The 25,855-nt window shown below is 70.7% G+C and carries 21 protein-coding genes; 19 read left to right on the top strand and 2 right to left on the bottom strand.

Features of this window, described 5'->3' with window-relative positions:
• Positions 1-156: 156 nt before the first annotated feature.
• The 18 genes from ACSF8R_RS06070 to ACSF8R_RS05985 all read left to right on the top strand — a co-directional run bounded on the left by ACSF8R_RS06070 (position 157) and on the right by ACSF8R_RS05985 (position 21,705).
• On the top strand, positions 157-1,080 hold the full coding sequence (locus ACSF8R_RS06070) for a PmoA family protein (RefSeq protein ID WP_434810959.1): 924 nt from the start codon (positions 157-159) through the stop codon (positions 1,078-1,080).
• Positions 1,077-2,168: a Gfo/Idh/MocA family protein gene (locus ACSF8R_RS06065; protein ID WP_434810958.1), complete on the top strand. Its 1,092-nt coding sequence runs from the start codon at positions 1,077-1,079 to the stop codon at positions 2,166-2,168. The genes ACSF8R_RS06070 and ACSF8R_RS06065 overlap by 4 nt, the downstream gene beginning before the upstream one ends.
• Positions 2,169-2,410: 242 nt before the next feature.
• Positions 2,411-3,343, top strand: coding sequence for a family 43 glycosylhydrolase (locus tag ACSF8R_RS06060; RefSeq protein WP_434810957.1), 933 nt, complete (start codon positions 2,411-2,413; stop codon positions 3,341-3,343).
• Positions 3,340-3,492 (top strand): hypothetical protein, encoded by a 153-nt coding sequence (locus tag ACSF8R_RS06055; protein WP_434810956.1) that lies wholly within the window; start codon positions 3,340-3,342, stop codon positions 3,490-3,492. Before ACSF8R_RS06060 ends, ACSF8R_RS06055 begins: the two co-directional genes overlap by 4 nt.
• Entirely contained in the window at positions 3,489-4,526 is a 1,038-nt protein-coding gene (locus ACSF8R_RS06050; protein ID WP_434810955.1) for a LacI family DNA-binding transcriptional regulator, read from the top strand. Before ACSF8R_RS06055 ends, ACSF8R_RS06050 begins: the two co-directional genes overlap by 4 nt.
• Before the next feature lie 181 nt (positions 4,527-4,707).
• Entirely contained in the window at positions 4,708-6,000 is a 1,293-nt protein-coding gene (locus ACSF8R_RS06045; RefSeq protein WP_434810954.1) for an ABC transporter substrate-binding protein, read from the top strand.
• Positions 6,001-6,074: 74 nt separating this feature from the next.
• Complete coding sequence (locus tag ACSF8R_RS06040) at positions 6,075-7,070, top strand: carbohydrate ABC transporter permease (protein ID WP_434810953.1); 996 nt, start codon at positions 6,075-6,077, stop codon at positions 7,068-7,070.
• Entirely contained in the window at positions 7,067-7,999 is a 933-nt protein-coding gene (locus tag ACSF8R_RS06035; protein WP_434810952.1) for a carbohydrate ABC transporter permease, read from the top strand. Before ACSF8R_RS06040 ends, ACSF8R_RS06035 begins: the two co-directional genes overlap by 4 nt.
• A 1-nt stretch (position 8,000) precedes the next feature.
• Positions 8,001-8,690, top strand: a complete 690-nt coding sequence (locus tag ACSF8R_RS06030) for a hypothetical protein (RefSeq protein ID WP_434810951.1) — start codon at positions 8,001-8,003, stop codon at positions 8,688-8,690.
• 48 nt (positions 8,691-8,738) lie between these two features.
• Positions 8,739-10,748 carry a beta-galactosidase gene (locus tag ACSF8R_RS06025; RefSeq protein ID WP_434810950.1) on the top strand — a complete coding sequence of 670 codons (2,010 nt, stop codon included), beginning with the start codon at positions 8,739-8,741 and terminating at the stop codon, positions 10,746-10,748.
• 38 nt (positions 10,749-10,786) lie between these two features.
• Positions 10,787-12,310: an alpha-N-arabinofuranosidase gene (locus ACSF8R_RS06020; RefSeq protein ID WP_434810949.1), complete on the top strand. Its 1,524-nt coding sequence runs from the start codon at positions 10,787-10,789 to the stop codon at positions 12,308-12,310.
• A 1-nt stretch (position 12,311) separates the two neighbouring features.
• The gene (locus tag ACSF8R_RS06015) at positions 12,312-13,625 is read left to right on the top strand and encodes an alpha-galactosidase (RefSeq protein WP_434810948.1); all 1,314 of its coding nucleotides are present in this window, start codon (positions 12,312-12,314) and stop codon (positions 13,623-13,625) included.
• Positions 13,622-15,874, top strand: a complete 2,253-nt coding sequence (locus tag ACSF8R_RS06010; RefSeq protein ID WP_434810947.1) for a beta-L-arabinofuranosidase domain-containing protein — start codon at positions 13,622-13,624, stop codon at positions 15,872-15,874. Before ACSF8R_RS06015 ends, ACSF8R_RS06010 begins: the two co-directional genes overlap by 4 nt.
• Positions 15,875-16,044: 170 nt before the next feature.
• A complete protein-coding gene (locus tag ACSF8R_RS06005) occupies positions 16,045-17,241 on the top strand; it encodes a Gfo/Idh/MocA family protein (RefSeq protein WP_434810946.1) in 1,197 nt (398 codons plus the stop codon).
• 13 nt (positions 17,242-17,254) lie between these two features.
• On the top strand, positions 17,255-18,481 hold the full coding sequence (locus ACSF8R_RS06000; protein WP_434810945.1) for a dihydrodipicolinate synthase family protein: 1,227 nt from the start codon (positions 17,255-17,257) through the stop codon (positions 18,479-18,481).
• Positions 18,478-19,359, top strand: coding sequence for a sugar phosphate isomerase/epimerase family protein (locus ACSF8R_RS05995; RefSeq protein WP_434810944.1), 882 nt, complete (start codon positions 18,478-18,480; stop codon positions 19,357-19,359). Before ACSF8R_RS06000 ends, ACSF8R_RS05995 begins: the two co-directional genes overlap by 4 nt.
• A gap of 72 nt (positions 19,360-19,431) precedes the next feature.
• Positions 19,432-20,469 carry a LacI family DNA-binding transcriptional regulator gene (locus tag ACSF8R_RS05990; RefSeq protein WP_434810943.1) on the top strand — a complete coding sequence of 346 codons (1,038 nt, stop codon included), beginning with the start codon at positions 19,432-19,434 and terminating at the stop codon, positions 20,467-20,469.
• A gap of 141 nt (positions 20,470-20,610) precedes the next feature.
• Positions 20,611-21,705, top strand: a complete 1,095-nt coding sequence (locus ACSF8R_RS05985) for a glycerate kinase (RefSeq protein ID WP_434810942.1) — start codon at positions 20,611-20,613, stop codon at positions 21,703-21,705.
• Positions 21,706-21,873: 168 nt separating this feature from the next.
• Here the strand turns inward: ACSF8R_RS05985 and pgm are convergent, their stop codons facing one another.
• Positions 21,874-23,517, bottom strand: a complete 1,644-nt coding sequence (pgm, locus tag ACSF8R_RS05980; RefSeq protein WP_434810941.1) for a phosphoglucomutase (alpha-D-glucose-1,6-bisphosphate-dependent) — start codon at positions 23,515-23,517, stop codon at positions 21,874-21,876.
• Between the two features lie 86 nt (positions 23,518-23,603).
• Here pgm and pheA point away from each other — a divergent pair, with 86 nt between their 5' ends.
• Positions 23,604-24,557 carry a prephenate dehydratase gene (pheA, locus tag ACSF8R_RS05975; RefSeq protein ID WP_434810940.1) on the top strand — a complete coding sequence of 318 codons (954 nt, stop codon included), beginning with the start codon at positions 23,604-23,606 and terminating at the stop codon, positions 24,555-24,557.
• Positions 24,558-24,772: 215 nt separating this feature from the next.
• Here the strand turns inward: pheA and ACSF8R_RS05970 are convergent, their stop codons facing one another.
• Positions 24,773-25,813: an LLM class flavin-dependent oxidoreductase gene (locus ACSF8R_RS05970; RefSeq protein WP_434811141.1), complete on the bottom strand. Its 1,041-nt coding sequence runs from the start codon at positions 25,811-25,813 to the stop codon at positions 24,773-24,775.
• Between the last annotated feature and the right edge of the window lie 42 nt (positions 25,814-25,855).

Raw genomic sequence — 25,855 nt, 5'->3', positions numbered from 1 at the left:
GCGCGTGTGAACGCGGCGGCTCAGGCGGATGCGGGGCCGGTGGAACCGCGCCAGATGACGCGGTGCAGCGGGGCGTGAAGGAGCCAGACGCGGGATAGCGCTTTCCTGGGTGGGCGCGTAGGCTGGGTGAGACGTTCCATCTCGATGGGGAGAGACATGAGATTCGAAGACGACGGCCACGGCCGGCTGCACCTGCGCGACGGCGACCGTGTGCTCGCCGAGTACGTCTACGCGCCCACCGAGCCGCAGCTCGAATCACCCCGCCCCTACGCGCTGCTCCACACCCGCGGCGGCGCCGAGGTCACCGCCTACCGCCCCGACGACCACGTCTGGCACAAAGGCCTCTCGCTCGCACTGCCCGTCGTCGGCACCCACAACTTTTGGGGCGGGCCGACCTACGTGCACGGTGAGGGATACGTGCAGCAGCCCAACAACGGGGCACAGGTGCACCGCGGATTCGCGGCATCCGACACGCCGATCGGGGATGCCGCGGGCGGCATCGCACGCATCGACGAGGCCCTCGACTGGATCGCCGAAGACGGCGAGCTTGTACTCACCGAACACCGCACGCTGACCGCACGCGAGCTCGACGCCGACACGTGGGCGCTCACCTGGCGCAGCGCCCTGCGCAACGAGACCGACGCAGTGCTCGGCTTCGGCTCGCCCACCTCGAAGGGGCGCGAGAACGCCGGCTACGCGGGCATCTTCTGGCGCGGACCGGTCGCGTTCACCGGCGGCGAGATCCTCGCCGAAGGCGGCGTCGCAGGAGATGCGGCGCGCGGCGAGCCCGGCCCCTGGCTCGCATTCGTCGCCCCCGACCGGTCGGCCGGCGTGCTCGTGCTCGACGCCGGCACCGACCCCAGCCCCTGGTTCGCGCGCAGCGAGGAGTACGCCGGGCTGAACCCCGCACCGTTCTTCTACGACGAGACCCCGCTCGCCCCCGGCGCGACACTCGTGCTCGCGGCGGCGCTCATCGTCGGCACGGCAGAGGTCGCCGCCCTCGCTGCCAGCTCCGGCGCGAACCTGGTCGCAGAGCTCCGCGACCACCCCGAGACCCCCACCACCGAGGACCCCCGATGACCACCACCCTGCGCTGCGCGATCGTCGGAACCGGCGCCGTCGCACACTTCCACGCCCGCGCGGTCGAGGCCCACCCGCACGCCGAACTGGTCGCCGTCACCAACCAGACCCGCAGCAAGGCCGACGACTTCGCGGCGCAGTGGGGCGGCCCGGCCGTCTTCGACACGCTCGACGAACTGCTGGATGCCGAGCACCCCGACGTCGTGCTCATCTGCACCCCGCCCGGGGTTCACCGCGAGCAGACCCTCGCGAGCTTCGCGGCCGGCGCGCACGTCGTCGTCGAAAAGCCCCCGGCACCGTCGCTCGACGAACTCGACGACATGCGCGCCGCCGCCGCTGCCGCCGATCGCGAACTCGCGGTCGTGTTCCAGCAGCGCACCGGCACCGCGGCCGCGCACGCGAAGCAACTCCTGGCGTCGGGCGCGCTCGGGCACCCGCTCATCGCCGTGTGTCAGACACTCTGGTATCGCGACACCGACTACTTCGCGGTGCCGTGGCGCGGCAAGTGGGAGACCGAAGGGGGCGGTACGACGCTCGGCCACGGCATCCACCAGCTCGACCTGCTCGCGTTCCTGCTCGGCGACTGGACCAGCGTGCAGGGGCGCCTGTGGCGCCTGGACCGTGAGACGCAGACCGAAGACGCCTCGACCGCGACGGTGACGTTCGCGGGTGGTGTCGTCGCGCAGGTCGTGACCAGCGCGGTGTCGCCGCGGCAGACCAGCGCCATTCGCATCGACACCCAGAAGGCGACCATCACGGTCGAGCACCTGTACGGGCACGGCCACGAGAACTGGTCGATCACCCCGGCGCCGGGGTTCGAGGACGAGGCCGCCGCGTGGGCGCTGCCCGACGCCGAGGAGCGCAGCGACCACGCGCCGTTGCTGCGCGACGTGTTCGACGCCCTGCTGAGCGGCTCGCCGCTGCCGCCCACCGCCGACGCCCCCGCCCGCTCGTTCGAGATCGTCGCGGCGATCTACGCCTCGGCCGCAGCCGACGGCGCACTGATCACCCCGGCATCCCTCGCCGAGCACCCGACGCACCGCGCCGGCTTCGCGAGCCCCGTGGCCGACCTCCGCGACCGCGACTGACCCCGGCATCCCGTGCGTAACTCCTCAGTTTTGTCGCCCGAGGGCCCGTATCGGCCCGTTTCGGCGCCGTCGGCACCCGTTTTTCAGGAGTTGCGCACGGCACGCGGCACGGGCCGGGTTGCACCACTCCGTGTGCCGAACTCCTCACTTTCTGGCGCACGGGGCCGAATCGGGGCGGAATCAGGCCGACGGAGCACGAAACTCAGGAGTTGCGCACCGGCGGGCGGCGGAAGGCGTACGGCATGCTGACCGAGCTGTACCGCGACCCGGTCTACGACGGGGCGACCGACCCGCTCGTGGTGATCGCGCCCGACGGCTGGTGGATGTTCTACACCCAGCGTCGGGCGACGCACCCCGACCCCGGCCCCGGCGTCGCGTGGGTGCACGGCAGCCGCATCGGCGTCGCGCGCTCGGACGACGGCGTGGCGTGGTCGTACGAGGGCACGCTCGAACCGGATGCCGCGGGTCTGCGGCTCGAGCCGGGTCCACCGCCCGCAGCCACCGATCGCACGCATTGGGCGCCCGAGGTCATCCATGACGGGCACCGCTGGCGCATGTACCTGACCGAGATCGACGGCCTTCCCGACCGTTGGCCCGGCTTCGCGCGCACCATCGTGGAGTACCGCTCCGACGAGCTGCGCGCGTGGACCCGCCGCGGCACCCTGCCGCTCGCGGGCGACCGGGCGATCGACGCCGCCGTCGCCCGCACCCCCGATGGTGCGTGGCGCCTCTGGTACAAGGACGAGGCGGCGGGCAGTTCGACGGCGGTCGCCGTCTCCGACGACCTCGAGACGTGGCGGGCCGGCAGCACCGCGATCGGTGGCCGCGGACACGAGGGTCCCGACGTGTTCGAACTCGGTGGGCGCTGGTGGATGATCGTCGACGAGTGGCGGGGCATGGCCGTGCACACCAGCGACGACGCCGTCACGTGGCGTCGGCAGGGCGACGCGGATGCCGTGATCCTCGGCCCCGGCGATGTGCCCGGCCCGGGGTTCGGGCATCACGGTGCGTCTGTGCGCGAGGGCGACCGACTCTGGTACTACTTCTTCGGACACCCTGCGAAGGCCGCGGTTCCCGATCCCGACCATGAATCGATCGACGATCGGCGCTGCGCCGTCTACCGGGTCGAGCTCGTCGTCGAGGAGGGAATGCTGTGCACGCGCACCGAACCGTGACCCGCACCGCGCTCGAGGTCATGACGGCGATCGAGGTGTCGTCGCGCTCGGGTCGTCGTGAGGCGATCGTCTCGAACCCTGAGCGGCCGACGGCGGTGCCGTTGACGGCGCGCGCCGACTGGACCGGCTCGCGAGGGGAAGCGCCGTGAGCAAGCGCGTCGGCATCCGCGATGTTGCGGAGCGTGCGGGGGTGTCGATCAGCACCGTCTCGAACGCACTGAATCGGCCGCACCTCGTGAGCGTCGACCTGCTCGAGCGGGTGCGCGCGACCGCGGGCGAGCTCGGCTACGTGCCGTTGCAGGCCGCGCGTCAGCTGCGTGCCGGCCGCAGCGGGCTGCTCGGCATGACGGTGATCAACATCGCGAACCCGTTCTTCGGCGAGATGGTGGCCGGTGCCGAAGACGCCGCGTCGTCGTCGGGGCTGCGCGTGCTCGTGGGCAACAGCAGCGACTCGGTCGATCGCGAGCGTGAGCACCTCGAACTCTTCGAGCGGGTGCAGGTCGAGGGGGCGCTCGTGGCCCCGTTCGGCGACGAGACGCCGTGGCTCGATCGGCTGATCGCCCGCCGCATCCCGACCGTGCTGGTCGACCGCGTCGACGAGAGCGGGCGCGTGCCGTACGTCACGTTCGACGATGTCGCGGGCGGGCGGTTGGCGGCCGAGCATCTGCTGTCGACGGGCCGGCGCCGTCTGGCGTTCGTCGGCGCCCGCAACACGGTGCGTCAGGTGCGCGACCGACTGCGCGGTGCGCAGGCGGCGGCGACGGATGCCGGGGTCGGCGCGATCGAGCCCATCTGGACCGAGCGGACCACGTCAGAGGTGGGTGTCGCGCTCGGGCGGTCACTGGCGGCACGACCGCCTCATGAACGGCCCGACGGACTGGTCACCTCGAACGACCACCTCGCGATCGGGGTGCTGCACGGGCTGATCTCGGCGGGGGTGAGCGTACCGGCCGATGTCGCCATCGTCGGGTACGACGACATCGAGTTCGCCGCGATCGCGGCGGTGCCGTTGACCTCGATCCGTCAGCCGTCGCGACAGATGGGGCTGCACGCGGCGAACCTGCTGCTCGAGGCGATCCGCACCGGCGGGGCGGGGGAGCCGAGCGGTCACGTGTACGCACCGGAATTGGTCGTGCGGGGTTCGACGAGCGCAGCATCGGTCGTCGCCGCGGCGGCCCGCTGACGGGGCGGTCGACCGGCGATTCCCCGTCGTCACCAAATCGTTTCAAAAATCGCTTGCGAAACGTTTTAGATGCCGGTAGTTTTATCGGCAAGCGCTTTCCCTGCACAGCGCCGAACCCGCACCACCCGGACACGGACGTCACGAAGCACCAGAACGCCGACGTTCGACAGAGAGGACAAAGATGTTCAGCAAGAAGCGGACTTTCGCCGCAGTCGCACTCGCGACCGGCGCCGCGCTCGCCCTGGCCGGCTGCGCCGGTGACGGCGGCGAGGCAGACCCGACGTTCGACCCTGAAGAAGAGGTCACGCTCGACCTCGCCTTCTGGGGCAACGACGTGCGCGCCGAGCTCTACAACGAGGCGATCGCCGCCTTCAACGAGGAGTACCCCAACATCACGGTCAACGCGACCTTCCTGGGCTTCCCCGAGTTCTGGGAGAAGCGTCAGACCGAGGCCGCCGGCGGCAACCTGCCCGACGTCATGCAGTTCGACTACTCGTACCTGCGTCAGTACTCCGAGAACAACCTCCTGCTCGACCTCGACCCCTACCTGGGCGACATCATCGAGACCGACCCGCTGCCCGAGAACATCCTCAGCATCGGCGTCGTGAACGACACCACCTACGGCATCGCCACCTCCACCAACGCGTGGGGCCTGTTCACCAACACCAAGCTCCTCGCCGACAACGGCCTCGAGGCCTGGGAGGGCGGCTCGTACGAGGACTACACCGCGTGGATGGCCGAGGTCACCGAGGCCGGCGACGGCGAGTTCTGGGGCGGTGCCGACTACACCGGCCGCATCCAGCTGCTCGAGCTGCAGCTGCGCGCCGAGGGCGGCAACCTCTTCAACGAAGACGGCACCCCCGGCTTCGATGAGGCGCGCCTGACCGAGTTCTGGGAGTCGGGTCAGGAGATCCGCGACGGCATCGGCATTCCGCAGCAGACGGTCGAAGAGCTCGCGCCCCTCGGCGGCTTCGACTCGGCCAAGACCGCCAGCGAGATGACCTGGGACAACTTCGGTGCAGGCTATCTCGCCGGTCTCGGCGAGGAGTACACCGAGCTGGGCCTGCAGGCCCCGCCCGTGTTCGAGGAGGGTGCGCAGGACCTGTACCTGAAGCCCTCGATGCTGCACACGATCTCGGCCAACACCGACCACCCCGAGGCTGCCGCCACGCTGGTGAACTTCCTCGTCAACAGCGAGGCATCTGGTGAGATCTTCGGCACCAACCGTGGGCTCCCGGCATCCGAGACGGCTCTCGCGGCCGCCGAGCTCGACCCGCTGAGCCAGCAGGTCAAGGACTACGAGGCATCGATCGCCGACCGCCTCGGTGACGCCCCGCCCGTGCCGATCGTCGGCTATGGCACCCTCGAGGAGAAGTTCCGTGTGCTGGGCACCGAGCTGAACTTCGGCACCAAGACGGTCGACGAGGCCGTGGCCGAGTTCTTCTCCGAGATGGACGTCGTCCTCAACCAGTGACAGGGTCCGGGGTGCGGGTCAGTGATGACCCGTACCCCGGGATCTGCCCTCCGTTCCACCAGTCAGGAGTTCCCGTGAGCACAACCGCCACCCGGGTGATCGTCACCGGAGAGAAGAGCCGGCGACGCGGGCTGCTGCGCCGCCGCCGTCCCGAGCACCTGGATCGTCCGGGTCAGAAGGCGCGGCTGCGTCGTGAGACGCTCACCGGCTACGGGTTCTTGGTGCCGTGGCTGATCGGGTTCTTCGGCCTCACGATTGTGCCGATGGTGTACTCGCTGTACCTGTCGTTCACGTCCTACAACATCTTCAGCCCGCCGAAGTGGATCGGGCTCGACAACTACATCCGGTTGTTCACGAACGACCCGAACTTCATCCAGTCGGCGCAGATCACCCTCGTGTACGTGCTGGTCGGCACCCCGATCACGCTGCTGGCGGCCCTGCTGGTCGCGATGCTGCTGAACTACCGCGACAAGGGTGCCGGGTTCTTCCGCTCCGCGTTCTACGCTCCCTCGCTGATCGGCGGGTCGGTGTCGGTCGCGATCGTCTGGCGCGCCATGTTCTCCAATGACGGCCCCGTCGATTCTTCGCTGAGCTTCTTCGGCATCGACCTGGGCGGCTGGATCGGCAACCCGGCGCTCGTGCTGCCCGCGATGGTCGTCCTCGCGATCTGGCAGTTCGGCGCCACGATGGTCATCTTCCTCGCCGGCCTGAAGCAGATCCCGAAGGAGCTGTACGAGGCGGCCGAGATGGACGGTGCGAATGCGTTCCAGCGGTTCCGCGCCGTGACGATCCCGATGCTGTCGCCGGTCATCTTCTTCAACCTGCTGCTGGGCCTGATCGGCGCGTTCCAGGTGTTCGCGTCGGCCTACATCATCTCCAACGGCTCCGGCGGACCCGCCGGCATGACGAACTTCATCACCCTGTACCTCTACAAGCGAGGCTTCAGCGACGGCCAGATGGGCTACGCCGCTGCGATCGCGTGGGTGCTGCTGGTGGTCGTCGCGATCATCGCCGTCATCCTCTTCCGCACCCAGCGCTCCTGGGTCCACTACTCGGGAGACAACCGATGAGTCTCAACGCCCCCACCTCCGCTTCCGCGACCGAGATCACCTTCGCCGCACAGCAGACCCTCGTGCAGCCCCCGGCCCCGCGCCGCAAGGTCAAGCGCAAGACCTGGCAGACGATCATCTGGCTCGTCGTGCTCATCGCCCTCACCGCAATCGTGCTCTACCCGATGGTGTGGCTGCTGTTCGCGACGTTCAAGCCGAACAGCGAGTTCGGCACGAACCCGGGGCTCATCCCCAACAACCCCACGATCGACAACTACGTCAAGGTCATGGAGGGCATCGCCGGTGTGCCGATGTGGAAGTTCTTCTGGAACTCCCTCGTGCTCGCCGTCGCCGCCGTCGTCGGCACCGTGCTGTCATCGGCCCTGGCCGCGTACGCGTTCGCCCGGGTCCAGTTCAAGGGCCTCGGCATCTTCTTCGCCGCGATGATCGGCACGCTGCTGCTGCCGTTCCACGTCGTGATCATTCCGCAGTACATCATCTTCAACAACCTCGACATGGTCGACACGTTCTGGCCGCTGATCCTGCCGAAGTTCCTCGCCACCGAAGCGTTCTTCGTCTTCCTGCTGGTGCAGTTCATGCGGCAGATGCCGCGCGACATGGACGAGGCCGCGAAGATCGACGGCGCCGGACACGTCCGCATCTTCTGGGCGATCATCCTGCCGCTGATCAAGCCCGCGCTCATCACCTGCGCGATCTTCAGCTTCATCTGGGCGTGGAACGACTTCCTCGGGCCGCTGCTGTACCTCACGAGCCCCGAGAACTACCCGCTGCCGATCGCACTGCGCCTCTACAACGACCAGACGTCGTCGAGCGACTACGGCGCGACCGTCACGGCATCGTTCATCGCGCTGCTGCCCGTGCTGCTGTTCTTCCTCGTGTTCCAGCGCTTCCTCGTCGACGGCGTCGCCACCCAGGGCCTGAAGGGCTGACGTGGCCACCGTGACCTCCGACCACCGCATCCCCACCCTCCGAGAGGAACGCCGAGCGGCACGCGCCGCCCTGCGCGACGACCTGTCGGGTGCCGGCCCCGTGCTCGAAGAGCGCCCGCCGGTGCGGTTTCCGGGGGCCACGGCGAAGTTCCAGCTCTTCGGCGAAGTCATGCTCGTGGGGCTGCTCGTCGCCCTCGTCGCACTGCCGATCGTGACGATCCCCGCGGCCCTCGTCGCCGGCATCCGTCACCTGCGCCGGTTCATCGCGGCCGAGGGGTCATCGATGGCCGACTTCTGGGCCGATGTGCGCGCCGCTCTGTCGGGCGGTCTCGCCGTCGGCGGGGTCTCGCTCGTGATCGCGGCCCTGCTCACCTTCGACATCACCCTCGCCGCGACGGGCATGCTGCCCGGCGGCGCCGCCATCGCCGCCGTCGGGTGGACCGGCCTGGCCGCGCTCGGCGGTGCGCTGCTGCGCGCCGCCGCGTCGTGGACGCCCGAGCGCGGGTGGCGCGGCGCCGTGCGCGATCTTCCCCGAGTGGCCGCAGCCGATCCGGCCGGCGCGATCTACTTCATCGTCGCGGCCGCCTTCGTCGGCGTCGTGACATGGATGCTGGTGCCCCTGCTGGTGCTGGGTCTCGGGTGCGCGGTGTTCGCCGCCGTGGCCGTGCCGCACCGCCGCGGCCGCGCCTGAGCATCCATCGCGATCCACATCCCCACTCGACCCCGAGAAGGAGTTCCGTTGCTGTACGGCGCCGACTACAACCCCGACCAGTGGCCGGAAGAGGTGTGGCCCGAGGACGTGCGTCTCATGCGCGAAGCCGGGGTCACGACGGTGAGCCTCGGCATCTTCGCGTGGTCGCGCATCCAGCCGACCGAAGACTCGTGGGACTTCGCGTGGCTCGACCGGGTGATCGACACGCTGCACGCCGGTGGCATCGGTGTGAACCTCGCCACCGCGACCGCATCGCCGCCGCCGTGGGTGAGCGCCACGTACCCCGACACCTTGCCGGCCGACGAGCACGGTGCGTCGTACTGGCCCGGTAGCAGGCAGCACTTCGCGCCGTCGTCACCCACGTACCGCCGCCTCGCCGGTGAACTGGTGCGTCGCCTCGCCGAGCGCTACGTGTCGCACCCCGGCGTCATCATGTGGCACGTCAACAACGAGTACGGCTGTCACCTGTGGATGGACTACTCCGACAACGCCCGCGACGCCTACCGCCGCTGGCTGCGGGAGCGGTACGAGACGATCGACGCGCTCAACGCCGCGTGGGGCACGAGCTTCTGGTCGCAGCGCTACAGCCGGTTCGACGAGATCTTTCCGCCGCGGCTCGCGCCCTACAGTCACAACCCGTCGTCGATGCTCGACTTCCGCCGGTTCACCTCCGACATGCTGCTCGAGTGCTACCTCATGGAGCGCGAGATCCTGCTCGAGGCCGGTGCGACGCAGCCCATCACGACGAACTTCATGGGGCCGTTCAAGCCCGCCGACTACCGGCGCTGGGCACCGCACATGGACGTCATCGCCGACGACTGCTACCCCGACCCGACGAACCCGAATCGGGTGCGCGATGCCGCCTTCCAGCGCGACCTCGTGCGCTCACTCAAGCCCGAACTGCCCTGGATCCTCATGGAGCAGGCGACGGATGCCGTCAACTGGCGCCCCACGAACCCCGGCAAGGCGCCCGGCGTGCTCGCCGCCGAGACCGCGCAGTCGATCGGTCGCGGCGCCGACGGCATCATGTTCTTCCAGTGGCGCCAGTCGCGCGCCGGCAGCGAGAAGTTCCACTCGGCGATGCTGCCGCACGCCGGCACCGACACCCGCATCTGGCGCGAGGTCACCGACCTCGGCGAGCGGCTCGCAGCCCTCCCCGAACTGCCCGCGCCGGGTCGCGATGCCCGCGTGGCGATCGTGTTCGACTGGGAGAACTGGTGGGCTGTCGAAGAGCGCGACCACCCCGTCGACGTCGAGTATCTGCCGATCGTCGTCGAGTGGTACGGCGCGTTCCACCGCCGCGGCATCGGTGTCGACCTCATCCCCGCCGAACTCGTCGACGCGGGCTACGACCTCGTGGTCGCCCCCGCGCTGTACCTGTTGCGCGACGAGGGCGCCGAGGCACTGAACGCCTTCGTGCGCGGGGGCGGCACACTGCTGGCTGGTCCCTTCACCGATGTCGTCGACGGGCACGACCAGTTCCGTGCGGGCGGGTTCCTGACGCAACTGGGCCCTGCCCTCGGCATCCGCTTCGAAGATTTCGCAGCCCTCGGCCGCTCGTCGGGCGGCGCGATGGGGGTCGGCGCCCTGTCGGTCGCGGTCGCCGGCGGCAAGCAGGAGGACGTGCCGTTCGAGGTCGGCGGCACGACCGCGCACGCGACCCTGTTCGCCGAGGTCGTGCGCCCCGAGGGTGCCGAGGCCGTCGCGACGTTCGGCGCCGGCCGTTCCGTCGGCGCTCCCGCGCTCACCCGCAACGCGCACGGCGAGGGCGAGGCCTGGTACGTCGCGACCATGCCGGATGCCGCGGGCGTCGACGCCATCGCCGGCCTCGTCATCGAGGCGGCCGGTGTCGAGCCGATCATCGCCGAGGTCCCGGCGGGGGTCGAAGTCGCCAGGCGCGGCGGCCTCGTCACCGTCATCAACCACGGCGACGAGCCGGCCGCGGTGACCTTGACCGCCACCGATATCGAGACCGACGAACGTCACGACACGTGGCAGCTCGCACCCCAGCAGGTGCGGTTCCTGCGCACCGACTGAACACCACCGACATCCGCCCTGATCACTGGAAGCGCAGCATGAACGACGCCACCGCCCGCCTCGACCCGCACAACACGATCGCCGACATCGACCGCAGGATCTTCGGCGGGTTCGTCGAGCACCTCGGCCGTCACATCTACGACGGCATCTTCGAGCCCGGACACCCCGCCGCAGACGCCGACGGATTCCGCACCGACGTCATCGATCTCGTCAAGCAGCTCGGCGTCTCGACGATCCGCTACCCGGGTGGCAACTTCGTCTCGGGGTACCGGTGGGAGGACGGCGTCGGCCCGATCGAGCAGCGTCCGCGCCGCCTCGACCTGGCCTGGCACTCGACCGAGACGAACGAGGTCGGGCTGCACGAGTTCCAGGACTGGCTCGACCGTGTCGGCTCCGACCTGATGCTCGCGGTCAACCTCGGCACCCGCGGCACGCAGGAGGCGCTCGACCTGCTCGAGTACGCGAACGCGTCGGCCGAGACGGCGTGGACCGCCCAGCGCGCCGAGAACGGACGCACCGAGCCGTTCGGTGTGCGCATGTGGTGCCTCGGCAACGAGATGGACGGGCCGTGGCAGGTGGGGCACCGAAACGCCGACGACTACGGCAAGCTCGCCTCGCGCACCGCGAAGGCGATGCGCATGCTCGACCCCGGTCTCGAACTGGTCGTGTGCGGATCGTCGGGCAGCGGCATGCCCACGTTCGGGTCGTGGGAGCGGCAGGTGCTCGAGCACACGTTCGACGACGTCGACTTCATCTCGTGCCACTCCTACTACCAGGAGCGGAACGGCGATGCGCAGGAGTTCTTGGCATCCGGTGTCGACATGGCGCGCTTCATCGAGTCGGTCGTCGCGATCGCCGACGCCGTCGCCGCGACGAAGAAGAGCGACAAGCGCATCATGATCTCCTTCGACGAGTGGAACGTCTGGTATCTGCACAACGACGAGGGCGGGCAGAACGACAAGCCCGAAGAGCAGGGCTGGCCCGTCGCTCCGCGACTGCTCGAAGACCAGTACCACGTGCTCGACGCCGTCGTCTTCGGCGACCTGCTCATCACGCTGCTGCAGCACGCCGACCGCGTGCGCTCGGCATCGCTCGCGCAGCTCGTCAACGTCATCGCCCCGATCATGACCGAGCCGGGGGGACCGGCCTGGAAGCAGACCACGTTCTTTCCGTTCTCGATCACCTCGCGCCTCGGTCACGGCAGGTCCGTACGCGTGCCCGTGGATGCCGGCACCTTCACGAGCGAGCGCTTCGGCGAGGTCGCAACCGTCAACGCCGTCGCCACCGTCGACGACGAAGGCGTGTCGCTGTTCGTCGTCAACCGCTCGACGACGGACACCGCCGACCTGCGCGTCGACCTCGCACCGCTCGTGCGCGAACTCGGCCGCGACGTGTCGATCGCCGAGACCCACCTGCTGCACGACGCCGACCGGTACGCCGCCAACACGCTCACCGACCGCGATCGCGTCGGCGTGCGTCCCCTCGACGGTGCGGTGCTGACCGACGACGCGCTGAGCCTGACGCTGCCGGCCGTGTCGTGGGCTGCCGTCCGACTGGTGTGACATGGTGCTGCACCGACCGGCGACGCCGCCGATGGGCTGGAACAGTTGGGACAGCTACGGCACGACGGTGACCGAGGCTGAAGTGCTCGCGAACGCGCGCTTCATGGCCGAACACCTGTTGTCGCACGGCTGGGACACCGTCGTCGTCGACATCGATTGGGCCGACCCGAACGCCCGCGCACACGGGTACAACGACGACGCGACCCTCACGATCGACGCGCACGGCCGGCTGCAACCCGACCCGGTGCGGTTCCCCTCGTCCGCGGGCGGGGCGGGGTTCGGTCCGCTCGCAGCGCAGATCCACGCGATGGGGCTGCGCTTCGGCATCCACATCATGCGGGGCATCCCCAGGGTGGCCGCCGCGGCCGACCTGCCGGTCGAGGGTGCCGACGTCACGGCCGGGCAGGTGGCCGACGCCAGCAACCGGTGCGAATGGAACCCGCACTACGAGGGGCTCACAGCCGCCGGCGCCGCCGCCTACTACCGGTCGATCGTGCGCCTGTACGCCGCGTGGGGCGTCGACTTCATCAAGGCCGATGACCTGCTGTGGCCCTACCAGGCCGCCGACATCGAAGCCCTGTCGGCCGCGATCGACGGCGTCGACCGCGACATCACCCTGTCGCTGTCGCCCGGGCGTCACCTCTCGCTCGCCCATGCCGAGCACCTGCGCGCGCACGCGTCGATGTGGCGCGTGTGCGACGACCTGTGGGACCGGTGGGACGACGTCGCCGACAACTTCGCCCGCCTGGCACGGTGGGCCCCGCACGCCGGAGACGGCGCCTGGCCCGACGGCGACATGCTGCCGCTGGGTCGCATCGGCCTGCGCGCCGAACGCGGCGAGCCGCGCGACGACCAGCTCACGCCCGACGAGCGCCGCACCCTGCTGACGCTGTGGGCCATGGCGCGCTCCCCGCTCATGGTCGGCGGCGACCTGCCCACCTCCGACCCCGCCACGATCGACCTGCTGCAGCGCGACGGGCTGCTCGAGATCGCCCGGTCGGCGACGGCCAGTCGCGAGCTGCTGCGCGAACGCGACCTCGTCGTGTGGAGTGCGGATGACGCCGCCGGTACCCGCTGGGCCGCTGTGTTCAACCTCTCGGACGAGCCGCGCACCGAACCCTTCGACACCCGATCGCTCGGGCTCGGCGCCGCCCCGACGGACATCGTCGAGGTGTGGAGTGCCGCGCCCGTCGCCGTCGAGGCGGTGCACGAGCAGTCCCATGCGGCGCGCTCGGTCGCACCCGGGTCATCTGTCGTGCGGGTGACGCTCGCACCGCACGGCTGCGTGCTGCTGCGCGCGGAGGGGGCATCGTGACCGCGGCGACGCGACGATTCCTGCCGCTCAGCTCGGTGCGGCTGCTCGACGGGCCGGATGCCGCAGCCCAACGCACCGTGCGCGACACACTGCTGCGGCTCGACGTCGACCGGCTGCTCGCGCCGTTCCGCCGTGAGGCGGGGCTGCCGGCATCCGCACCCGGGTACCCGGGGTGGGAGGCGGAAGGGCTCGACGGCCACACGGCAGGGCACGTGCTGTCGGCGCTGAGCGCGCTGGCCGCGCAGGGCGATGATGACGCCCGCGAGGCGGCGACCGCGCTCGTCGACGGCATGCGCGCGTGCCAGCTCGCGATCGGCACCGGGTACCTCGGGGGCGTCCCCGACGGCGTCGCGCTCTGGGACGAGCTCGCGGCCGGCCGCATCGACGCCGGCGCCTTCCACCTCAACGGCCGGTGGGTGCCGCTGTACAACCTGCACAAGACGCTCGCGGGGCTGCTCGATGCGGCGCTGGTCGCACTGCCGCAGGCCGACGTCGCCGTGGAAGCCTTCGGCCAATGGTGGCTGCAGACGCTCGCGGGCATCGACGACGATGCGCTCGCCGGCATCCTGCGAACCGAGTTCGGCGGCGTGCCAGACGCGCTCGCCCGCCTCGCGGTGCACCTGGGCGATCGGCGACTGCTCGAACTCGCCCGGCGCTTCGTGCCCGAGGTGCTCGTCGCACCGCTCGCGGCCGGGCGCGACGAACTCGACGGGCTGCACGCGAACACGCAGATTCCCGTCGTCGTCGGGTTCGCCGCGATCGAACGTGCCGCCGCCGTCGTCGCGCCCGACCTCCTGCCCGACATCTCCGCACGCGAGGGCGCCGCGGCCCGCACCTTCTTCGACGCCGTCGCCTACGCCCGCAGCTCGCCGCTCGGCGGCGACAGCGTGCGCGAGCACTTTCCGGCGCGCGACGACTTCCTCGCGATGTTCACCGCACGTGAAGGGCCAGAGAGCTGCAACACCTTCAACATGGTCAAGCTCGCCGGCGACCTGCACCTGCTCGCGGGTGACGACGCGTACCTGCAGTGGGCTGAGCACGCCCGTGCCAACCACCTGCGCTCGACGCAGCATCCGGATCACGGCGGACTCGTCTACTTCACGAGTCACCGGCCCGGCCACTACCGGGTGTACGCACCCGAGGCCGAGGGCTTCTGGTGCTGCATGGGCTCGGGCTTCGAGGCGCAGGCGAGCCACGCGGCGCACGTCTTCGCCGACGGCGGCGACCGCCTCGAGGTGAACGCGTTCGTGGCCGCAGAGGCGACGTGGGGCGGCGCGACCGTCTCGGTGCGGCCTGCCGCGATCGGGGCCGCTGCCGGGGTCGATGAATGGACGATCGACGCCGATGCCGACGTGCGACTCTCGGTGCTCGTGCCCGACTGGGTCGAGGGTGTCGCGACCGTCACCGCCGCGACGGTGCACGAGGGTGCGCCGGGAACGCGGGTGGCGTTCGAGCTCGCCGCGGGGGAGCGGGCGACGATCTCATTGCCCCGCGCGCTCCGCCTCGTGCCGACCGCCGACGGCAGCGCCTGGGGAAGCGTCGTCGACGGCCCCGATGTGCTCGCGCTCCGCGAACCCGATGATGCGGTCGCCTACCGGGGCGGCGCCGCCCGCATGGGGCACATTGCCGTCGGACCGCTCCGGCCGCTCGCCGCCACACCGATCCTCGCCCCCGACGCCGTGGCGCGCGCCGAGCGCCTCGGCCGCGGTCAGGTGCGGATCGCGACCGATCACGGCGTGATCGCGCTCGAACCGTTCGCCGGCATCCACGACGCGCGCTACACGCTCGTGTGGCCGACCACGGGCGGCGACGTGGAACAGCGCAGGGCTGAGCTGGCTGCGGTGGATGCCGCCTCGCTCGCGCTCGATGCCCGTACGCGCGATGTGGTGCGCTTCGGTGAGCAGCAGCCCGAGAGCGACCACCGCCTGACCGCCACCGACGAGCAGATCGGGGTGGAGGGGCCGGCGCGCTGGCGTCGCACGACCGGCGCGATCGCGCTGACGGTCACCGATTGGAGCGGTTCGGCCGACCGGCTGCTGCTGCGGGCGATCGAGGGTGACGACGAGGCCGTGCGCGTGCGCGTCCGGGATCGCGTCGTACACGAGGCGCCGATCGACCCCGGCGGATCGACGATCGCGATCGGCCCGGCCGACGGCACGGTCGAGTTCGGTGTCGTGCTCGAGGCGGTCAGGGAGCGCACACCGCGACTGGTCGAACTGCGACTGCTCGCGGCCGATTCGGACCGCTGACCGTGCGTGTCGGTCGGTGTGTTTCCCGCCGGTCCTCGGAAAGCGCTTGCAGGTCGCGCGGTCCTGTGGCACACTGATGACATGCGGGAAAGCGTTTACCCGCATCCATTCATCGGGTCGGCCGGCGACGGTGACGTCGCGGCCGCACCCTCAGACGAGAGCAGGATCCCGTGACCGACACGACCCTCGCCCCGGCCGCCGCCGAGGCCGCCCCCGCCGTCCGCGAGATCGGCATCATCATGAACGGCGTCTCCGGACGCATGGGCTACCGCCAGCACCTCGTGCGCTCGATCCTCGCGATCCGCGACCAGGGCGGCATCGAGCTGGCCGACGGCACCAAGGTGACCGTCAAGCCGCTGCTCGTCGGCCGCACCGAGGCAAAGCTCGCCGAGCTGGCCGCCAAGCACGGCATCGAGGACTACACCACCGACCTCGACGCGGCCCTCGCCGACCCCCGCTGGGAGATCTACGCCGACTTCCTCGTCACGAAGGCCCGTGCCACCGCGCTTCGCAAGGCGATCGCCGCCGGCAAGACCATCTACACCGAGAAGCCCACCGCCGAGTCGGTCGAAGAGGCCCTCGAACTCGCGAGTCTCGCCAAGGCCGCCGGCGTCAAGACCGGTGTCGTCCACGACAAGCTGTACCTGCCGGGCCTGCAGAAGCTCAAGCGCCTCATCGACTCGGGCTTCTTCGGCCGCATCCTCTCCGTGCGCGGCGAGTTCGGCTACTGGGTCTTCGAGGGCGACTGGCAGCCCGCCCAGCGCCCCAGCTGGAACTACCGCACCGAAGACGGCGGCGGCATCATCGTCGACATGTTCCCGCACTGGAACTACATCCTCGAGAACCTGTTCGGCGGCGTGAAGTCGGTCTACGCCCAGGCCTCGGTGCACATCGCCGACCGCTGGGACGAGAACGGCGAGCATTACAACGCCACCGCCGAGGATGCCGCGTACGGCACCTTCGAGCTCGAGGGCGACGTCATCGCGCAGATCAACTCCTCGTGGACTGTCCGCGTCAACCGCGACGAGCTCGTCGAGTTCCACGTCGACGGCACGCACGGCTCGGCCGTCGTGGGCCTGTTCGGTGCGAAGATCCAGCACCGCAACGCCACCCCGAAGCCGGTCTGGAACCCCGACCTGGCCGACGACCACGACTACGACGCCGACTGGGCCGAGGTGCCCACCAACGAGGTCTTCATCAACGGCTTCCGTCAGCAGTGGGAAGAGTTCCTCGAGTCGTACGTCACCGGCACCGAATACGAGTACGACCTGCTCGCCGGCGCCCGCGGTGTGCTGCTGGCAGAGGCCGGCCTGCAGTCGGCGCGCGAAGGCCGCAAGGTCGAGCTGCCGTCGCTGAACCTCGACTGATCGGACCAGGCGAATGACCGAGCTCACCCTCCTCGGCGCCGATGGCGCCGTCACCCGCACGCCCCTGGTCGAGACCTCCGGCTACACCAAGCCGGCCGGCCCGCTGCGCAGCCGCGTCGCGTACGCCGCCGCGCACGTCGTGCCCGTCACCTGGGGTGACAACACCCCCGGGCAGCCCGCCCAGGTCGACTGGGACGCCACCCTCGATTTCCGCCGCTCGGTGTACTCGTGGGGACTCGGCGTCGCCGACGCCATGGACACCGCGCAGCGAAACATGGGGCTGGATGCCGCGGCCACGCGCGAGCTGATCGCGCGCAGCGCCGAGGTGGCGCGTGAGGAGGGTGGCTCGGTCGTCGTCGGCGTCAACACCGACCACGTCGACGCCGAGCACATCTCGCTCGACGAGGTCATCGCCGCCTACACCGAGCAGCTGCACTTCACCGAGGAGCAGGGCGCGGGGCCGGTCCTCATGGCATCCCGGCACCTCGCCCGGGTCGCCGAATCGGCCGAGGACTACCGCCGCGTCTACCGTGCGGTGCTGCAGCAGGCCACCACCCCCGTGGTGCTGCACTGGCTCGGCACGGCGTTCGACCCGCAGCTGGCCGGCTACTTCACTTCGACCGGGCTCAGTACAAGCGGCGCAGACGACTGGCCTGCGGCATCCGAGGTGCTGCTGCAGATCATCGAAGAGAACGTCGACAAGATCGCGGGCGTCAAGATGAGCCTGCTGAACGCCGAGTCGGAGGTCGCCGTCCGTGAGCGCCTGCCGGAGCCCGTGCGCATGTTCACCGGCGACGACTTCAACTACGTCGGTCTCATCGGCGGCGCCGATGTGCCGGACGCGCCGCAGCCCGCCCGCGACCCGCAGTCGCCGCGCCAGCACTCCGACGCGCTGCTCGGCGCGTTCGCGGCGCTGACCCCCGTCGCCTCCGCCGCGATCCAGGCATTGGATGCCGGGGATGCCGCGCGCTACCTCGAGATCCTCGCGCCGACCGAGGCCCTCAGCCGTCAGATCTTCGCCGCGCCGACGTTCTACTACAAGACCGGCGTCGCGTTCTTGGCGTGGCTGAACGGCCACCAGATCGCCTTCCAGATGGTCGGCGGCCTGCACTCGGCCCGCAGCCTGCCGCACCTTTCGCGCATCGTCGAACTCGCCAATGCCGCCAAGGCGTTCGAGCAGCCGGAGCTCGCCGCCGAACGCTGGCACGGCATGCTCGCCCTGAACGGAGTCACCGCATGAGCACCGTCGACCCGCGCCTGTCCATCAACCAGGCCACCATCAAGTACGCCGACCTGGCGACCGCGCTTCGGGTGACCGCCGACGCCGGCGTGCAGGCGATCGGCCTGTGGCGCGAGCCCGTGCAGGAGGTCGGCCTCGAGGTCGCGGCGCAGATGTTGAACGACTCCGGACTGCGGTTCACGACGCACTGCCGCTCCGGCTTCTTCACGATGCCCGAGGGGGCGGAGCGCCGCGCGTCGATCGCCGACAACCTCGTCGCGATCGAAGAGGCCGCGGTCCTTGCCGCCGCGGGCGCCGAAGGATCGACCGCGATCCTTGTGCTCGTCGCCGGCGGACTGCCGGCGGGCTCGCGCGACGTGATCGGTGCGCGGGAGCTCGTGAGGGATGCCATCGGCGAACTCGCCCCGCACGCCAAGGCCGCCGGGGTGACCCTCGCGATCGAGCCGCTGCATCCGATGTACGCCTCCGACCGGTGCGTCGTCTCGACGCTCGGCCAGGCCCTCGACATCGCCGCCGACTTCGAGCCCGAGGTCGTCGGCGCGACGGTCGACACGTTCCACATCTGGTGGGACCCTGACGTGCTCGCCTCGATCGAACGCGCCGGGCGCGAGGGACGCATCGCCACGTACCAGGTGTGCGACTGGAAGACCCCGCTGCCCGCCGACGTGCTGCTCAGCCGCCACTACCCGGGCGACGGCATCATCGACTTCGCGTCGCTGACCGCAGCCGTCGAGGCCACCGGCTACGACCGCGACATCGAGGTCGAGATCTTCAACGAGCAGATCTGGGCCACCGACCACCTCGAGGTCGTCCGGCGCACCGCCGCGGGATTCGCGGCATCCGTCTCTCCGCACCTGCGGGTGACCGCGAGCGCGTGAGCATGCGCGCGCTGTCGGGAAACGCTTGCCGGGTCCCGGGGTGATGCCCTGATGGGACATAGAATCGGCTCCGTGACCGACACCGCATCCCGCCCGCGCGGCGGATCCGCCACGCTGCACGACGTCGCGCGCGAAGCCGGTGTCTCACTCGCGACCGCCTCCCGCGTGCTCAACGGCTCGGCCCGCAAGGTCGCCGAGTCGTACCGCGAGCGAGTCGAAGCTGCCGCAGCCACCCTCGGCTACTCGGCGAACCTCTCGGCGCAGGCGACGGCCCGCGGCACCTCGGCGATCATCGCGCTGCTGGTCGCCGACATCGCCGACCCGTTCTTCGGTGAGATCGCGTCGGGTGTCGCGCGCGGCGCCGACGAGGCGAACCTCGTCGTCAACATCGCCATCACCGAGCGCGACGCAGAGCGCGAAGTCACGCTCGTCCGCGCGCTTCGCGGCCAGCGCCCGCGCGGTGTCATCCTCGCCGCGTCGCGCACCTCGACAGTCATGGACGACGCGCTGCGCAAAGAGCTCGACCTGATCGAGCAGTCCGGTGGCCGGGTCGTCGCGCTCGGCTCGGGCGCAGACGGCTTCCGCGAGATCTCGGTCGACAACCACGGCGGCGCGCGTGCGCTCGGCGCGGCGCTCGCCGAGCACGGTTACCGCTCGGCGGTCGCACTCGTCGCGGGCGAGGGTGTCGTCACGAGTGACAACCGTCTCGCAGGTTTCACGGAGGGCTTCACGGATGCCGGTGGTCAGGCGCCCCGCGTCTACCGCGGTGCGTTCACCCGCGACTCGGGCGAAGCGCTCATGAACCAGGCGCTGGCAGACGGCGTCGAGCCCGGCACGGTCGTGTGGGGACTGAGCGACGTCGTCGCGATCGGCGCGATGGCCGCGATCCGTGCCGCCGGACGCGAGCCGGGTGCCGACATCGCGGTCGCGGGCTTCGACGACATCCCCACGGGGCGCGACGTGACGCCCGCGCTCACGACGGTGCGGGTGCCGCTGCGCGACCTCGGCTACCAGGCGCTGCACGCCACGGTCGATGCCGCGTGGGATGCCGACGCGGCGCCGCTGCCGCTCGAGGTGCTGCTGCGCGACAGCACGCCGCCGCGCGGCTGACGCACCCCGTCGCTCATACTCCGGCAGCACCGGCGGCATCCGCGCCGCGTCGGCGCCGGGATCGTTGCATGGTTTGTGTGGGAAAGCGTTTACCCGTACAATGATTGCGACGACCACTCGGGTCGGAACGGGGGTTCGCGCATGCGGGTGGTCATTGCGCTCGACAGCTTCAAAGGATCGATCTCGGCGGCCGGTGCGGCCGAGGCGCTCGCGGCGGGATGGGATGCCGGTGACGAGGTCGTGCTGCGCCCCATGGCCGACGGTGGCGAGGGCACGCTCGACGCGTTCGCCGTCGCCGTGCCCGGCGCGACCCGCATGCCCGTGACGGTGACGGGCCCGCACGGCCGCGCCGTCGAGGCGTCGTGGCTGCTGCTGCCACCGACCGCCGAGGCGCCGCAGGGCACCGGTGTCGTGGAATTGGCATCCACGAGCGGCATCGAGCTGCTCGCCGGCGACCTGCGTCCGTGGGATGCCGACACCACCGGCTTCGGGCAGGCCATCGCCGCAGCGCTCGACCACGGGGTCTCCAAGCTCGTGCTCGGCATCGGATCGAGCGCATCGACCGACGGCGGCATCGGCATGCTGCGCGCGCTCGGTGCCCGCGTCACCCGCTCCGACGGCAGTCCTGTGGCCGCCGGCGCGCGTGGTCTCGTCGACGTCGCCCATGTCGACCTGTCGGGCCTTCGACCGCTGCCGGCCGGCGGCGTCGTCGTGCTCGCCGACGTCACGAACCCCCTCGTCGGGCCGCGCGGCGCTGCCGCCGTCTTCGGTCCGCAGAAGGGGCTCGCGCCGCACAGCATCCACCGCGTCGACCGTGCCCTGGCCGCCTACGCCGCAGCGGTGGGAGCCGCCGCCGACGTGCCCGGCACGGGAGCCGCGGGCGGCACCGGCTTCGCACTGACCCTGTGGGGCGCGCGACTGCTGCCGGGTGCGCCCGAGGTCGCCGCGCTCGTGGGGCTGTCGAGTGCCGTCGCGGGCGCCGACCTCGTCGTCACGGGAGAGGGCTCGTTCGACGGGCAGTCGGCAGCCGGCAAGGTGCCGGCCTTCGTCGGCGCGCTCGCGGCAGACCTCGGCGTGCCGGTCGCGCTCGTCGCCGGACGCATCGCGCCCGACGCCGACGTCTCGGCCTTCGCCGCGACCGCTTCGCTCACCAACCTCGCCGGCACCGCCGAGGCGTCGCAGGCCGAGCCTGCCCGCTGGCTGCGGGATGCCGCAGCATCCCTCGCACCGCGCTGACCGTCGCGCCGCGTGCTGGTGCCGCCGTCTCCGCGTTCAATATTCAGGCTGCGCGGGTCATCGCCACGCTGTGAACCCCGGATTTCCGCGGACGCGGTGCTCGGGTCGAACCCGCGAAGCCTGAATATTGCGCACGCGGCGGGTCGACCCGCGCGCGACGCTGGGCGCTCAGGCCTCGCCGAGGGCGGCGGCCACGACGGCGCGGGCTTCTGCCTGCACCTGCGCGAGGTGCTCCGAGCCCTTGAGCGACTCGGCGTACAGCTTGTAGACGTCTTCGGTGCCGGAGGGGCGCGCGGCGAACCAGGCGTGCTCGGTCTGCACCTTCAGGCCACCGATCGCCGCACCGTTTCCGGGCGCGTGCGAGAGCTTCGCGGTGATCGGCTCTCCCGCGATCTCGGTCGCCGACACCGACTCAGGTGCGAGCTTCGACAGTGCCGACTTCTGGGCGGGGGATGCCGGGGCGTCCACTCGCTGGTAGGCCGACGCGCCGAATTCGGCTTCGAGTTCCGCGTACCGCTGCGACGGGGTCTTGCCCGTCACCGCGAGAATCTCGGCGGCCAGCAGGCACAGCAGAATGCCGTCCTTGTCGGTGGTCCACACGGTGCCGTCGGTGCGCAGGAACGACGCACCGGCCGACTCCTCGCCGCCGAACGCTACCGAGCCGTCGAGCAGGCCCGGCACGAACCACTTGAAGCCGACCGGCACTTCGAGCAGGTCGCGGCCGAGCGACTCGGCGACGCGGTCGATGATCATCGACGACACGAGCGTCTTGCCGATCGCGGCGCTCGCGGGCCAGCCGGGGCGGTTCGCGTAGAGGTAGTCGATCGCGACCGCGAGGTAGTGGTTCGGGTTCATCAGCCCGGCGTCGGGGGTGACGATGCCGTGGCGATCGGCGTCCGCATCGTTGCCGGTGAGGATGTCGTACTCGTCGCGGCGTGCGACCAGCGACGCCATCGCCGACGGCGACGACGGATCCATGCGGATCTTCTCGTCCCAGTCGAGCGTCATGAACTTCCACGTCGGGTCGACGTCTGGGTTCACGACGGTCAGGTCGAGGCCGTGCACCTCGGCGATGAGCGCCCAGTAGTCCACCGAGGCGCCACCGAGCGGGTCGGCGCCGATGCGCACACCCGCCGTGCGGATCGCGTCGACGTCGATGATGTTCGCAAGGTCGCGCACGTACGCATTACGGAAGTCGTACTGCCCCAGCGCATCGATGTCGATGTCGGCGTGACGCGTGCGCTTCACGCCCTCAAGGCCCGCCGCGATGAGCTCGTTGGCCCGGTTCGCGATCCAACCGGTCGCGTCGGTGTCGGCGGGGCCGCCGTGCGGCGGGTTGTACTTGAAGCCGCCGTCGCGGGGCGGGTTGTGCGAGGGGGTGACGACGATGCCGTCGGCCCGACTGGGGTCGTCGGCCGCCAGCGCGCGGTTGTGGGCGAGGATCGCGTGGCTGAGGGCCGGCGTCGGCACCCACGAGTCGCGCGAGTCGACCCGCACGTCGACGCCGTTGGCGACCAGCACCTCGATCGCGGTGCGCTCGGCCGGCAGTGACAGGCCGTGGGTGTCGCGACCGAGGAACAGCGGACCGGTGATGCCCTGCGCCGCGCGGTAGTCGACGATCGCCTGCGTTGTGGCGAGGATGTGGTCTTCGTTGAAGCTCGTCGACAGCGACGAGCCGCGGTGGCCGCTCGTGCCGAACGCGACCCGCTGCTCGGGCACCGCGGCATCCGGTTTGCGGTCGTAGTAGGCGGCGATCAGCTCATCGATGTCGATGAGGTCGGATGCTTCGGCTGGCTGTCCTGCGCGGCTCATGGTTCCAGTGTGCCTCTTCTTCGGGGGTGTTGACGAGTGATGACACAGTCCGAGTCGGTACTGGCATCCGCACTAGGCTGGGGCGGGTGAGCATCGACGCGTCCGTCCGCCGCACCTACAGCTATCTCGGCCCCGCCGGCACGTTCACCGAGGCCGCGCTCAGCCAGGTGCCCGAGGCGCGCGACCAGATCTGGCGCCCCGTGCGAAACGTGGGCGAAGCGCTGTCGGACGTGGTCGAGGGGCGGTCGGATGCCGCCATGATCGCGATCGAGAACTCGGTCGACGGCGGGGTTTCGACGGCGCAGGACGCGTTGGCGACCATGCCGGGCCTGCGCATCGTCGGCGAGTACCTCGTGCCGGTCAACTTCGTGCTCGTCGGTCGCCCCGGTATGCGACTCGAAGACGTGTCGCTGGTCGCGGCGCATCCCGTCGCGTACGGGCAGTGTCTGCGCTGGCTGACCGCCGCGCTCCCTGAGCACGCGCACCTGCCCGCGGCGAGCAACGTCGCCTCCGCGGTCGGCATCGTCGACGGCGTGAGCGATGCGGATGCCGCTGTGGCGCCTCCCGGCATCCTCGAGCACTACGACCTCGAACTGCTCGCCGAGAACATCGGCGACAACCCCAACGCGGTGACGCGGTTCGTGCTCGTCAGCCGCACCGTCGCGCCGCCCGCACCGACCGGGGCCGACAAGACCTCGCTCATCGTCGAGCTGCCCGAGGAGTACCCCGGCGCGCTGCTCGAACTGCTGGAGCAGTTCGCGACGCGCGGCATCAACCTGTCGCTGCTGGCATCGCGCCCGATCGGCGACGAGCTGGGCCGGTACCGGTTCGTGATCGACGCCGACGGGCACGTCGAGGACGAGCGAATGGCCGACGCGCTGCTCGGTCTTCGCCGGTTCAGCCCAAAGGTCATCTACCTCGGGTCGTACCCTCGCGCCGACCGTCAGGTCATCCGCTACCCCGACCGGTACTCCGACGACGTGTTCGTCGAGGCCCGCGACTGGCTGCGGGGCCTCATCTCGGGCGAGCCCGACGCCTGATCTGCGCCCGCGCCGGCTGGCGCCTTGTGGCTCGCCTGCGGTTTCGCCCGCTGCTCGCCTGTGGCTTCGCCCGCTGCTCGCCTGTCACGATCGAGGGTCGACGGGCCGCTTTTGTGACAGGCGAGCGTGGCGCCGGCTGTTCGCCTGTCACGTTCGGTGCACGACGAGTTGTGATTGCGACGGGCGAGCAATGCCGGACGGGGTGGAGCGGCGCGTCAGCCGGCGAGCAGCTCGAGGGTGCGGATGCGGCCGACCGGTGCGTCGAGGGGTTCGGCGTCGTAGGAAGCGGCGACCGGAGCGATCATGACCTCGTCGACGCCGTGCTCGGTCGCGAATGCCGCGAGACGTGCGCGCACGTCGTGGCCCGTGCCGACGAACCAGCGTCGGTGAAGCGCGTCGAGCAGGGGAGCGGCGAGTTGATCGGTCGCCTCGGCGGCCGCGGCCTGCTCGACCGTCTCGAGCGCCGTGAGCGGCCGGTTGCCGCGGAGTCTCGCCATCATGCGGGCCTGCGGCAGCATGCGCTCGACGGCCTCGGCTTCGGTGTCGGCGACGACGGCGTTCGCGGTGAGGAAGGTGCGCGGTGCGTCGAGCGTCGCCGACGGCTGGAACTGGTCGCGATACAACCCGAGCGCCCGATCGAGGCCTTCGCCGCTGAAGTGGTTCGCGAACACGTAGGGCAGGCCGAGCGAGGCGGCGAGCTGGGCCGAGTAGTCGCTCGATCCGAGCAGCCACACCTCGGGCACGCCGGATGCCGCGGGCGTCGCGTGCACGTCGTACGTGCCGCCCGAGGTGAATCGCACGGTGGCGCCCTCGGCCGAGACGAGCGAGGCGATGTCGCGGACGTGGTCGGGGAACCGTTCGACGTCGCTCGTCGTGCCCGACTGGCGCAGCAGTTGCGTGATGACGGGGTCGCTGCCGGGGGCGCGGCCGAGCCCCAAATCGATGCGGCCGGGAGCGATCGCCTCGAGCGCCGCGAACTGCTCGGCGACGACGAGCGGCGAGTGGTTCGGCAGCATGACGCCGCCCGAACCGAGCCGGATGCTGCGGGTGCGGCCGGCCGCGGCGGCCACGAGTACCGGCGGCGTCGTGGAGGCGACGGCGGGCATGTTGTGGTGCTCGGCGAACCAGTAGCGCCGATAGCCGAGCGCGTCGGCACGTTCGGCGAGGGAGAGGGATGCGGTGATCGCCTGCGCGCTGGTCTGTCCGCTGCGGACGGGTACCAGATCGAGGACGGAAAGGGCGGGAGTCACGCTGATCCCAACCCGTGCCCCGGCCGCGGCATTCCTCGCGCCGCGTGC

Source organism: Microbacterium sp. bgisy189, assembly GCF_965345345.1.
In the GTDB taxonomy this organism is placed as follows: Bacteria; Actinomycetota; Actinomycetes; order Actinomycetales; family Microbacteriaceae; genus Microbacterium.
This window is presented reverse-complemented; position numbering and strand designations above follow the sequence as displayed.